This window comes from Candidatus Pelagibacter bacterium nBUS_27 (assembly GCF_051200985.1).
Lineage (GTDB): Bacteria > Pseudomonadota > Alphaproteobacteria > Pelagibacterales > Pelagibacteraceae > Pelagibacter.
Window position 1 is genome coordinate 268,855 of the sequence record NZ_CP172845.1, and the last position, 13,016, is coordinate 281,870.

Here is a 13,016-nt window from a genome sequence, read left to right on the forward strand (position 1 = left end):
TCTTAAATTCATAATAATAAATGTAGAATTTTATTAAAAATTAAAAAAACTCTAAATTCATGAATTTTTTTATAAAAAAACAAATAGTATTTTACAATTATTAAATCATTTCAATTTGTGCAGTAAAAATACTGATACAAAGACAATTATACTTCCTACAAGAAATAAAAACGTTGGTACTTCATCAAATATTAAAAATGATAACCCAATGCCAAAGATTGGGAATAATGAATATGAAGGAAAAATTTGTCCAACAGTATAAAATTTATATAGATAAAACATTAATAGGTGTGCGCCCAAAGAAACAATAACAGCCTGATAAAATATAAAAACCCAAGTGTTAATATTTATTGATTTAATATTAGAGATTGTATGACCTTCAATAAAGTAAGATAAGATCATTAATATAACAAAACCAAATAAACCAGTAAACGCATTGGTTAAGCTGATATCTAGATTCTTTAATTGTCTTGAATAAACTTGGGCTAAACCAAAAAACAATGCCATTAAGCCTGCATAAAATAAACCTAGAAAATTGTTAGCTAACTCAGGGTCAAAGAATATTATTAATATTCCAAAAAAAGCACAAAAAATTAAAATCCACTTTTTAGAACTGATATTTTCACCCAGCATTACTCCACTTAACAACACTCCAAAAGGTATAGCTAATTGTGAGCCAACAATTACAGGTGAAATAATTGATGAATGATAAAGTGATAAAGTCATAAACACATAAACCATTACTCCCATTGAAATTGAAAAAGCAATCAATGATGTTAGATATTTTCTTTCTGGTATTTTAAATCGCCAGTATGGAATTAATATAATTAATACAATTCCCATTCTTAGTGAAGCCATAAGGATAGGGGGGACGGAATTGTTTAATGCTAATTTTGTAACTGGAAATGCACTTCCGTAAGCAATTGCAATAAATAGTAAAATGAGTAAATGCTTTAAAGGCAATCTATTATCCCATTGTAAATGGGTCATCCATAGGATCTTCAGATGAATTAAACCAAGTAGTTTTTATTCGTGTATATTCTTTAATAGACTCTATACCAGCCTCCTTGCCGTAACCACTATCTTTAATTCCTCCAAATGGTGCTGATGGTGATATCAATCTGTATGTATTTACAAATACTATCCCAGCTCTAACAGCTTTTGATACTCTCATAGCTCTGCCTAGATTAGTAGTATAAATTCCTGAAGACAAACCATACTGGTTATCATTCATTTGATTTATTGCTTCTTCTTCATTTTCAAATTTCATTACTGATAAAACAGGACCAAATAATTCATTTTCTGCTGTAGGTAAATTATGGTTTTCACATTCAATTATAGTTGCAGGAAAATAATAACCTTCATTTGAAATCGATGATCTTTTTCCTCCACATCTAATCTTTCCACCTTGTTCAACTGTAGCTTTGATATTTTTTTCAATATTTTCTAATTGTTTAAAGCTATTTAAGGGCCCCATTTGGGTATCTGGATCCATAGGTGACCCCAATTTTATACCTTCTGCTTTTTTAACAAGTTTATCTAAAAATTCGTTATAAATTTTAGACTGAATATATAATCTTGATCCAGCAATACAGCTTTGTCCACTTGCTGCAAAAATACCTGCAGTAATTCCATTTAAAGCATTTTCTTGATCAGCATCATTAAATAAAACTACCGGACTCTTTCCACCTAATTCTAAACTTACTTGAGATAAATTTTCTGCAGAATTTTTTACAATATGACGAGCTGTTTCAGGACCTCCAGTAAAAGCAATCTTCTCAACAAGATCATGAGTAGTTAAAGCTTTACCACATGGTTCCCCTAATCCAGTAATTACATTAACCACACCTTTGGGTAAGCCTGCGCTTTCAATTAACTTTGCAAATTCTAAAAGTGTGACAGGAGCTAATTCTGAGGCTTTGATTACAACAGTATTTCCCATCGCAAGTGCTGGTGCTAACTTCACAGCAGTTAATAGCATTTGTGAATTCCAGGGAATTATTGCAGCTATCACACCAATAGGAATCCGTGTTGTTGTAACTTGCATATTAGGTTTATCAATAGGCACAACTGTTCCTTCAACTTTATCAGCTAATCCTGCATAATAATCATAGTATTCAGCAATATAGCTTGCTTGAGTTTTTATTTCTTTAAATAATTTTCCAGTATCTATTGTTTCTATTTTACCTAAATGCTCAGCATTAGTTCTTAATTGATCGGCAATGTTTCTTAAAAATTTTGCTCTTTCTTTTGGATGAAGGTTGGACCAAGAACCATTAAAAGCATCTTGGGCAGCTTTGACTGCTTTATCAACATCAACCTCACTAGCCTCTGGTACAGTAGCCCACACTTTATTGGTTTCTGGATTTAAAGTCTCAATCTTTTTACCTGATGAAGATTCAACCCATTCACCATTAATATACATTTTAAAATTTTTTATTTCAGACATTTAATTATAAATAAAATTCTTAAGATTTATATTTACATCATCTGCACACTCGATACTACAAAGATGTTTTCCATTTTTTACTTCAACAAATTTAGAGTTTACAAGGTCTTTCGACAAAGATTCAGACATTGCAACAGTTGACCCTGGGTCATCTGATCCTGTCATAATGAGCGTTTTTGTTTCAATTTTTTTAATTAACTCAATATCATCTCTATGATTTGCAAACAATTTATAAGCTTTTAAAAAATTATTATGATCCTTAGGTTTCTTGTTTAAAATATTCATGAACTCATTATAAATTTCAGGATTTTCATCTAAATATTTGTCACTAAACCATCTTTTTAATGCTTGTCTTGATATAGGTTTATTTAATTTAGCTTGTTCAAATCTATCCAAAACTTTTGATCTTTCCTCATCAGTTCTTTGATAAGTTGTCCCCATTAAAGTTAATGTATTTAAATATTCTTTAAATTTTATTGTAAAATCTATAGCTATTAATGATCCTAAAGAAAAACCAATGAGGTTAATTTCTTTAATATTTAAAAAATCTAATAGTGACTTAAGTTGACTAGAAAAGTCATCTAAAGATACTTCATTATCTATTAATTCAGATTTTCCATGTCCCAATAAATCATAAGTTAACGTTGAAAACTCATTTAATGAATTTATTTGAGGTTTCCACATTTGATGATCAAGACCAACACCATGAATAAATACTGATGGAATTGTTTCTTTGTTTCTATAAGAGTAATAGCTACCCTTAAGGTCAAAACCTTGAGACATTTTATTTAGGATCTAGCCCCATTTCCTTCATATCTTGATAACGGTCTCCAGTTCTTGCGTGAGCTCTACCTGATGAAGCGCCACCTATAGCAATTACAATTTCATCATCAAACGGCGCGTCATGAATGGTGAATTCGTGTGTTAAATAATAAGGTCTTAAACCAGAGTCTGTTTTATGCATCATTGGAATTGACATTTTGGATCCCGCAGGCCCTCTTGTGTTTGTAAAACTTAGGTAAGAAGTTCCACCAACTGCATCCCTAAATTTATTTCCAAATCTTAAAGTATGAATAAATGCTGATGCATGCTCAATTTCTCCATTAAGACCAACAGTTCCAGCTTTACCGTAGGCTAAAATTTTATCAGGTGAGCCAATTTCTTTTATCAATTCTGGAACTAGAATGTCTCCTAACTTTGGAGCAAGATCTAAAATAATTGGCTTTAAATCCTCAACAAAACCTTGATCAGCCCATGGGTTTTTAAAAACAGCTGCAACCGATACTAACAACACAGGTTCTTTTGCTTCCTTGCCACCTTCGATAAAAGTTTTATCTACAAACTTTGTAAATTTTCTTAATTCAAGTTTCATTAACTAGCTTTCTCCACATCATCATTATTAAAATTAATTTTTGGTATCACTTCATCATTAAACAGTTTTATACTTCTCATACAAGCCTCATGATCTATACCAGGAAAATTAGACCATACTTGTAAATTTTGAAGATTTAACTCTGATTTAAGTTCATTAATTTTATTAACAACATATTCAGGAGTTCCAAATAATAAATTTCTTTTGTGAAGAAAATCATAATTTAATAAATCCAGTTTGTGTTTAGTCTCTGGTAATTCTTCACCTGGATCCATATGATTTCCTAAACCTCTCCAATGACATACCCATTTCATATAATTAATAATATGTTCGCCAGCCATTTTTTCCGCCTCTTCCATTGTTTCAGCAACAAACATATCCCTAACTAATGATATGCCTTCGCCTAAAGGAACATCTCTATTCTCTGCTTTAGATTTTGCTTCTTGATAAATTTCAAATCTCTTCTTTAATGCTTTAACTGTTGGGATCCACATAATGGTATTCAATCCATTTTGTGCTGCCCATTCAATTGATCTAGCACCATCGACAACTTGCCATATTGGTGGATGGGGGCTTTGTTTAGGTTTTGGAACAATACTTATCTTTTTAATTTCATTTGTTTTTGTATCTAAAAATTCCTCACTAGGCGGACTCATGTCATGTTGCCATGTAAAATTTGGAGAAGGGTAGGTATAAAACTCACCTTGATGGCTAAAAAACTTTTCAGTCCAAGCTTTTTTCATTATGGTTAAACTTTCTTCAAACAATCTAAAGTTTTTTGCTTGATCTTTAAGATCAGCCTCTTTGTTCATGTTAATAGCTTCTCTTCCATAAATTCCTCGACCAATTCCAACATCAACTCTTCCATTTGATAATTGATCAAGTAAAGCAATATCTTCTGCTAATCGGATAGGGTTGTGAAATGTAATTACATTGCAAGCTTGTCCAATTCTAATTTGTTTTGTTCTTGCTGCCGCATCAACGCCCATCATCAAGGGATTTGTACAAGACTCCATTCCTTCATGATTAAAATGATGTTCAGTATACCAAATTGAGTTCCAATTATTTTGATCACAATAAGCGGTGATCTCTTTTACCTCGTCCAATAATTGATTGTATGGTTTATGACTCCAATTAGTCGTATTACAAAAATATCCAAATTTCATTTAAACCTCCTAAATAATTAAATTTAAGACGATCGATCCCGCTTTCGTATTGGATTTAACGATGAGTTATGTATCGCTTTAATAAAATAATACTATTAACCTTATCGCTGATATTCAATAAATTTCTTTAATGAGTTTTTTAAAAAATTCTGAAAAAATATGCCTTTTTTGACACTCTTAGAACCATTTAAAAAAGAAGGGTGCATTTTAAAATCAAAAGAAGGCTCAAAGAAGAAAGGTACAGACATTCTTTTAGTCTTATTCCATAACACCCTATGATTTGTAGCTTTAAACTTGCCTTTACTTAAATATTCTAAAGCTAAACCAGTATTTACTATGAGAGCTTTTTTGTTAAAAGGTACATCGTACCATTTTTTGTTATTTCTATTTTGGACTTGAAGACCACCTTTTTTGTCTTGGTAAAGAATAGTAAAAACTCCGCTATCAACATGTGTTTCACAGCCAAGTGCAACCCCATCTTGCTTTGAAATTTCTACTGGCTTTGTTTGATTTGGGTAATAATTAAACCTTAACGTGCTTAGAGTTTTAAGTCTTGAGAAAGCTTTATTACTGATAGCTTCATCTTTTTTATAAAGTTTAATTATTCCCTTAAATAAGATTTCACTTAAAGAAAAAATATTATCGTAATAATTTGATAAACTTTCAATTGAGGATTTATTAAAAGATTTAGTCAAATCTAGATATTCTATATATGGAGATTTATATTTTTTTGAATTAAGAGGTTTAATTTGAAGATCTCCAAGATCTAAACCTTCTTTACCGTTTACAGTATTTGGAAAATATCCTCTATAAATATTTTTATTTTTTTTATTCCATTTTTTTGGTGCCAATTTATTTTTATTTGTATTAGGTGAATTAAAAAATCTATTACCAATTTTACAAATATTATTTATTTTTTTTATCTCTATCCCATGTCCTGTGACTTGAAAAAAACCAATATCAATGCACGCCTTTTCAATTTTTCTTAATGTATTTTTTGAAGCTAAAGTATTAAAATCTGACTTCAACAAAGATGAAATATTAATAGTTGGAATATAACTTTTCATTATCTATTAGGAGTATCTGTAACAATCATTTGATCTTTTACTTTCTCTCTAAAATAAATATAAATTCCAGCTCCAATTATTATTGCGACACCAATAAAGGTTCTTGTTGTAGGAATATTATTAAACAAAATAAATCCTGTTAAAATTGACCAAATTATTAAAGAATATTCATAAAGCGAAACAACTGAAGGAGAGGCAATACTGTATGCGTTAAAAACAAAATAAAACGCAAAAGCACCAATACATCCCATTGCTATAATATAGGGCCAAGCATGTGATGGATTTGTAAACCATTCTCTAAAAATAAATTGAAAAGTAGGATCAGTAAAATTGTTCATTTGTCCTTCACCGGTGAAAACATAAAATAAAATACTTATTAAAATAGCACCAAAATATAAATGTATCATTTGTGTAAATACATTGTCTTTATCTGAAGTGATTTTTGTAATCGTCATTGATATTGAATAACATAAAGCACATGCAACAGGAGCCAGCTTCATAAAATCAAAATCATCAAAATCAGGATTTAAAACTATATATACTCCTATAAAACCAATAAAAATTGCCGACCATCTTCTCATACCAACTTTTTCTTTTAAAAAAATTGTTGCTAATATTGAAACAAAGAAGGGGCTTGAGAAAAATAACGCATTTGCCATTGCAAGCGACATATAAGTTAAAGAAACATAAAAAAAGCTAAATCCAAAAAAGAAACAAATAACTCTCATAATCGTTAAAAAAGGATAATGGGTTTTTAAATTAATTTTTTTTTTTGAAATTTTTAAATATCCAACTAATAAAATAAATGCAACAATCGTTCTTCCAAAATACAATTCATATAAAGCCGCGTCTTCATATATGAATTTTATTAAAGCATCTTGAATAGAAAACAAAGCCATTCCCATTAAAATAAATAGGATTCCTTTAGAGTTACTTTGTGCAGATGTCATGAATTTAGAATAAAATTAGAGGCTCGTTCAGCAATCATTAATGTTGGTGCATTAAGATTTCCACTTGTTATTTCAGGCATCACAGATGCATCTACCACCCTAATATTTTCTAAACCATGCACTTTAAGTTTTTCATCAACAACCGCCATATCGTCTACACCCATTTTAAGGGTGCAAGATGGATGATAAGCTGTCTCAGCTTTTGATCTTATGTATTCTTCAAATAATTCGTCAGTTTGAACATGTTCACCAGGGCCTGTTTCTTTTCCTGCAAAAGGTCCCAATGAATTTTGGCCTAAAATTTTTCTTGCAACATGAATACATTCTATTGTTTGTTTAAGATCATCTTCATGTTCTAAATAGTTAAATTGAATCTTAGGATAATCATATGGATTAGAACTCTTTAATGTAATGTGCCCTCTACTTTTTGGATGATTAGGACTTGCATGAAGCTGATAACCATGACGATCAGGATCAACTAATCCATGATCAATTACAAAAGCTGGAAAAAAATGAAATTGTATATTTGGATATTCTCTTTCAGGAGAAGATTTGCAAAAACCACCTGCTTCTAGAAAAGAAGTAGAGCAGGGGCCAGTTCGAGATAAAAACCACTGAATACCGATTCTCATCATATTTAATTTATTTACATAAGAGTACAAAGTGTCTGAAGTTTTACATTCTTGCTGAACATATGTTTCCAAATGGTCTTGTAGATTTCTACCAACTCCTTCTAGATTATGAACTACTTCTATACCTTTATCTTTAAGATGTTTACTTGGTCCAACACCTGAAAGCATCAATAATTGTGGAGAGTTTATTGCGCCCCCACTAAGGATTACTTCCTTGTTTGCATAAATTTTTTCTACTTTATCTTTAATTTTTACCTCAATACCAATTGCTTTTTTTCCATCAAAAATAATTTTTTCTACAAAGGCGTCGGTAAAAACTTTTAAATTTTTTCTTTTTTTAGCAGAATTTAAATAATATTTTGAAACGCTAGCTCTCTCACCTTTGTGGATAGTCACATCGTACATCCCAAAACCTTCTTGATCTTTACCGTTCATATCATCATTAATTTTGTATCCAGCTTCACCGGCTGAATCGATAAAAGCTTTAAATAATGGATTTTTGTTTTTAGATTGATTAACAGGTAAAATTCCACTTCCACCTCGATATTCATTTTCACCCTCTGACCAAGTTTCTATTTTTTTAAAGAAAGGTAAGACCTTTTCGTATGACCAATCTTTTAATCCAAATGACGCCCATCTTTGGTAATCATTAGGGTTTCCTCTGACATAAACCATTCCGTTATGAGCAGAACATCCACCGATCATTTTTCCTCTAGGGCAAAATAGATTTCGATTATGAAGATGAGGTTCTGGTTCTGAATAGTATTTATAATTATATTTTGGATCATGCATTGTATATAAAATTGCAAGAGGCATGTTTACTTTCCAAATATCGCTAGGTTTGCCAGCTTCAAAAATAGCTACATTGTTTTGACTATTTTCTGATAATCGATTAGCAAGCACACAGCCTGCTGATCCAGCCCCGATAATTAAGTAATCAAATTTCATAATAATTTTGACGTTAGCAATTTTTTATAGTCATGAATAGATTTCATTTTGATATCAGTTTTTTTGGCTACTTCATCAAATTTTCTTAAAAGAATTGTTGATTTAAAGTAATCTTGGACTTTAAATTTAGCAGATTCTTCGTCGTTAAGTGCACCACCTTGTAATTTCAAACTAATTTTTGAAGCCTCTGACAACAATTCAAAATAGTTTTTATCTCTAGCAAGATATCGTTTAGCTTGAACATGGTATTTTATTGGGTCAGTAATTTCTTTTTTAAATACGTTCTTTAAATATTCATAACCGATATCTTCATGTTTACCGTCTAAATTTTTTTTCACTAATTCATCAGGGCTTTCCAAAATGAAATGACCATAATCATGCAATAGACAGGAACATATCAGGTCATCATTACATTTCGCTTTTTCTGCAAGCATTGCAGTTTGTATCATGTGTTCAGACATGGTTACTTTTTCGCCTATATAAAGAGATTTATTGTTTCTAAAATTTGAGATTATTTTATCAACAACTTGCATTAAAATTATTGAGGATGATCACCTTCAATTGCAATGCGATCCATAATTCTTTCGTGTCCTAAACCTCGGCCAGGAAAAAAATCTGCAATAGCATAATGAATAACACTTCTATTATCCCAAATAGCAACAGCGTTTTCAGTCCAATTAAATCTACATGTTAGATCTAATCTTGCCTGGTGTTCAAAGATTTCTTTTAAAATTTGATCACTTTCTTCTTTTTCTAAACCAATAATTTGTTTTGTATAAGTCCAATTAACAAATAAAATCTTTTTGCCTGTTTCTGGATGAGTTCTTACAATTGGATGTTCATTTGAATAAGAGTCGTAATTTCTCTTTTCATTTCCCTCCATATACTTGTAGTTATCAATGAAAAATTCAGCTCCAAGGGAACTATGAATTGCTTTTTTATTTTTTATTTTTTCTTGAATTTTTGGATTTAGTGTTTCCCATGCTAATTCCATATTTGAAAAACAAGTATCCCCACCAACTGGAGGTATTTTTATTGATTTCAGTATTACTGCTTTTGTAGGCTTTGAATTATAACTCACATCACTATGCCAATTCTCTCCCCATTGGTTTTTTTCCTCTTTCCCTTTAATAATTCTTACAATTTCTGGAAAATTATTCAGACCTTTTACATATGCGTGCGTTTCTAAAGGTCCAAACTTTTCTGCAAGGGCAATTTGTTGTTTTTTGGTAATAGGCTGATCTCTAAAAAAAATAACTTTATGTTCAAGAAGTAAATCATTAATTTTTTTAAAATTTTCATCGGATACATCTGTTAAATCAATGCCTTTTATCTCTGCACCTAAAGCACCTGATAATAGTTTTATTTCCATCATTTTTTTAACTTTCCAGCAATTACTAAATCATCATTTTTAAAATTTGATTTATTCAGATTTATAAAATTATCCATTAATTTTACTTTTTCATCTTCAAATTCTGCAACTCTTCTTTTATTTAAATCAATATATAAAGATAACATCTCAAGTGTAGCAGACAGTTTTTTTGACGATTTTTCAATCATTTCCATTTTAAAATGTAATCTTTTTTTATCGTGATCAAAAAATGTAAGATTAATCTCTACTTCGTCACCTTCTTTGACTTCATTGTTATATGTGGTGTGTGTCTCTACAACCATTGTACTCATTTTAGTTGTTTTCGCAGATTGTTCACCCATTTTAAATTTTTCTAAAATTATTTCCCAAATTTGATCAAAAACCAGAACATAATAAGCCATATTCATATGGTTATTATAATCGGTCCATTCTTTTTTTATAATTTGATTTGCTATATGAACTGTCATTTAATTTTTATACTCCGGTTCTTCTTTATCTAAAATTAATCTTATTTGCTGAAGGTGCAACTTTGCTAAATCTATAGGATAATTTGCTGTTTCCTCAGCTGTTTTTTCTGCAATTTCATCACTTACAATATTTAATTCTTCATTAGTTGATAAAGCAGTTAGATACGTCTCTGCTGCTCTTTCAAAATAATATAAATAATTAAATCCTTCTGCTATCGTTTCACCAGTTGTAATAATTCCATGATTAGCTAGTAGCATGTGTTGTTTGTTTCCTAGGGCATTAGCCATTTTAATAGACTCGTCTTCAAATCCTAATCCTCCAAATTCATTAAAAACAGATACTCTATTATAAAATATCATTGTATTTTGATCTATTGGTTTCATAATGGGATCTTTTAAAGTAGATAAAGCTGTTGCGTATTTTGAATGTAAGTGAAAAATACATTTTGCATGTGGGACTTTTTGATGGATAGTTCCATGGATATTTATTGCAGTAGGATCAATTAAATTAGGTTCATTTTTTAAATCATTCATATTTTCTTTAGTCACTAAAATTAAATCACTAGCTTTAATTTGGCTAAAATGAATACCGGCTTTATTCACATAAAAATCAGTTGTTGAACCTGGAACGCATGCACTGAAGTGATTAGCAACACCTTCATGCATATTTAATCTTGCAGTCCATCTAAAAGTGGCGGCTAAGTCTTTCTGTAATTCTGTTATTTCCATTTTTACCAAATTAAACTATATTTAAATTATAAATTATGAGCAATAAGGTTTTTATATCATGTGCAGTGACGGGTTCAGGTGACACCGCAAGTAAACATCCTGATTTACCAAAAACTCCAGAACAAATTGCAACAGCTTCAATTGAGGCAGCAAAAGCAGGAGCTGCAATAGCACATATCCATGTTCGAGAGGAAGATGGCACTCCTAGTAGAAGGTTAGAATTATATAAAGAAGTTGTTGATAGAGTTCGATCAAGTGACACTGATGTTATTCTAAATTTAACAACAGGTATGGGGGGTGATCTTGATATTGGACAAGGGGACAACCCTTTAGATTTTGGACCCATGACTGATATGGCAAATGTGATGGAGAGAATTGCAAATGCTGAACAGTTTCTTCCAGAAATTTGTACTCTTGATGCAGGAACTTTAAACTTTGGTGATGGTTCAACAATTACAGTGAATACACCGAATGATTTAAGAAAAGCTGCAAAAAAATTAAAAGAAATTGGAGTTAAGCCAGAAATAGAGGCTTTTGATTTAGGTAATATGTGGTTTGGAGCTCAGTTATATAAAGAAGGATTATTAAGTGATCCACCGATGTTTCAAATGTGTTTAGGAATACCATGGGGTGCACCAGCAACTACTTTAGCGATGCAGGCTATGAAAGATATTATGCCTAAAGAAGGTGTGTGGTCTGGTTTCGCTATTTCAAAAAATGAAATGCCATTTGTTGCTCAAACTGTTTTAATGGGAGGAAATCCAAGAGTTGGATTAGAAGATAATTTATATCTATCAAAAGGTAAGCTTGCAACAAACGCTCAGTTAGTTGAAAAAGCAATAAGAATTATTGATGAAATTGGTTACACACCAATGACTCCTGCAGAAACTAGAGAAAAGTTAAAACTTGTTAAACACAAGTAATGTCCCAAATTAAAAAAATTGCAGTTATTGGAACTGGAGTAATTGGCGCAGGTTGGATCATAAGATGTTTGGCACACAATAAAATTGTTCATGCTTTCGATAAGGATATAAAATTAAAAAAAAATTTAGTAGCTGAGATTAAAAGAACTTGGCCATATGTAAAAAAACTTTTTAATAAAAAAACAATTAATCTTATAAATTTTAAATATTTTACCTCTATTGAAGAAGCATTAAGAGATGCAGATTTTATTCAAGAATGTGCAAGTGAAAATTATACATTAAAAACTAATTTAATGAGCACTATTGGAAAATATGCTAAACCAAATGCGATTATCTCATCAAGTTCCTCAGGACTGCTACCAACAAAAATTTATTCTAAATGTAAAAATCCTGAAAGAGCGATGATTGGACACCCATTTAATCCAGTTTATTTATTACCTGCTGTTGAAATTGTTCCAGGAAAAAAAACATCAAAAAAATTTTTAGAAAAAGCAAAAAAATTTTATAAGTCAATATCAATGAACCCAATAATGGTAAAGCATGAGTTGCCTGGTTATTTATCAGATAGATTACAAGAAGCTTTATGGAGAGAGGGGCTACATATTATTAATGAAGGTCATGCAACTACAGAGGAATTAGATAGAGCAATTGAAGATGGCCCAGGTTTAAGATGGTCATTGATGGGAACCTTTCTAACTTTTCATCTAGCTGGAGGAAAAGCTGGAATGAGACATATGTTAGAACAATTTGGACCTGCTTTAAAACTTCCATGGACTAAATTAAAAGCACCAACTTTATCTAATAAATTAATTGATAGATTAGTTCAGGGAACAAAAAAACAATCTAAAGGTAAATCTGTTAGTAAAATTTCAAATATTAGAGATGAATACTTAGTCGAATTACAAAAGTTAAGAAAGAAATACGAAAAAAAATTAAGATAG

Annotated in this window: 14 protein-coding genes; 2 read left to right on the forward strand and 12 right to left on the reverse strand. The window is 30.6% G+C overall.

All coding sequences use genetic code 11. From position 1 onward, the window contains the following. Positions 1–105 precede the first annotated feature (105 nt). The 12 genes from ACIJYG_RS01430 to ACIJYG_RS01485 all read right to left on the reverse strand — a co-directional run bounded on the left by ACIJYG_RS01430 (position 106) and on the right by ACIJYG_RS01485 (position 11,152). Positions 106–990 carry a DMT family transporter gene (locus ACIJYG_RS01430; protein ID WP_435097672.1) on the reverse strand — a complete coding sequence of 295 codons (885 nt, stop codon included), beginning with the start codon at positions 988–990 and terminating at the stop codon, positions 106–108. Continuing rightward, a complete protein-coding gene (locus ACIJYG_RS01435; protein ID WP_435097675.1) occupies positions 968–2,449 on the reverse strand; it encodes an aldehyde dehydrogenase in 1,482 nt (493 codons plus the stop codon). Before ACIJYG_RS01435 ends, ACIJYG_RS01430 begins: the two co-directional genes overlap by 23 nt. Beyond that, positions 2,450–3,232, reverse strand: coding sequence for an alpha/beta fold hydrolase (locus ACIJYG_RS01440; protein ID WP_435097678.1), 783 nt, complete (start codon positions 3,230–3,232; stop codon positions 2,450–2,452). Between the two features lies 1 nt (position 3,233). Next, on the reverse strand, positions 3,234–3,821 hold the full coding sequence (locus ACIJYG_RS01445) for an amino acid synthesis family protein (protein ID WP_435088679.1): 588 nt from the start codon (positions 3,819–3,821) through the stop codon (positions 3,234–3,236). Next, positions 3,821–4,987 carry an LLM class flavin-dependent oxidoreductase gene (locus ACIJYG_RS01450; protein ID WP_435097681.1) on the reverse strand — a complete coding sequence of 389 codons (1,167 nt, stop codon included), beginning with the start codon at positions 4,985–4,987 and terminating at the stop codon, positions 3,821–3,823. Before ACIJYG_RS01450 ends, ACIJYG_RS01445 begins: the two co-directional genes overlap by 1 nt. Positions 4,988–5,088: 101 nt before the next feature. Next, on the reverse strand, positions 5,089–6,054 hold the full coding sequence (locus ACIJYG_RS01455) for a 2OG-Fe(II) oxygenase family protein (RefSeq protein WP_435097683.1): 966 nt from the start codon (positions 6,052–6,054) through the stop codon (positions 5,089–5,091). Beyond that, a complete protein-coding gene (locus ACIJYG_RS01460; RefSeq protein WP_435097686.1) occupies positions 6,054–7,004 on the reverse strand; it encodes a DMT family transporter in 951 nt (316 codons plus the stop codon). The genes ACIJYG_RS01455 and ACIJYG_RS01460 overlap by 1 nt, the downstream gene beginning before the upstream one ends. Then, entirely contained in the window at positions 7,001–8,584 is a 1,584-nt protein-coding gene (locus ACIJYG_RS01465) for a choline dehydrogenase (protein ID WP_435097689.1), read from the reverse strand. Before ACIJYG_RS01465 ends, ACIJYG_RS01460 begins: the two co-directional genes overlap by 4 nt. Further along, complete coding sequence (locus ACIJYG_RS01470; RefSeq protein WP_435097692.1) at positions 8,581–9,117, reverse strand: HD domain-containing protein; 537 nt, start codon at positions 9,115–9,117, stop codon at positions 8,581–8,583. Before ACIJYG_RS01470 ends, ACIJYG_RS01465 begins: the two co-directional genes overlap by 4 nt. Positions 9,118–9,122: 5 nt before the next feature. Further along, a complete protein-coding gene (locus ACIJYG_RS01475; RefSeq protein WP_435097695.1) occupies positions 9,123–9,959 on the reverse strand; it encodes a TauD/TfdA dioxygenase family protein in 837 nt (278 codons plus the stop codon). Beyond that, positions 9,956–10,423, reverse strand: coding sequence for a thioesterase family protein (locus ACIJYG_RS01480; protein WP_435097698.1), 468 nt, complete (start codon positions 10,421–10,423; stop codon positions 9,956–9,958). Before ACIJYG_RS01480 ends, ACIJYG_RS01475 begins: the two co-directional genes overlap by 4 nt. After that, on the reverse strand, positions 10,424–11,152 hold the full coding sequence (locus ACIJYG_RS01485; protein WP_435097701.1) for a class II aldolase/adducin family protein: 729 nt from the start codon (positions 11,150–11,152) through the stop codon (positions 10,424–10,426). It lies immediately after the preceding gene. A gap of 35 nt (positions 11,153–11,187) precedes the next feature. Here ACIJYG_RS01485 and ACIJYG_RS01490 point away from each other — a divergent pair, with 35 nt between their 5' ends. Further along, positions 11,188–12,075, forward strand: coding sequence for a 3-keto-5-aminohexanoate cleavage protein (locus tag ACIJYG_RS01490; RefSeq protein WP_435097704.1), 888 nt, complete (start codon positions 11,188–11,190; stop codon positions 12,073–12,075). After that, positions 12,075–13,016, forward strand: coding sequence for a 3-hydroxyacyl-CoA dehydrogenase NAD-binding domain-containing protein (locus tag ACIJYG_RS01495; protein ID WP_435097707.1), 942 nt, complete (start codon positions 12,075–12,077; stop codon positions 13,014–13,016). Before ACIJYG_RS01490 ends, ACIJYG_RS01495 begins: the two co-directional genes overlap by 1 nt.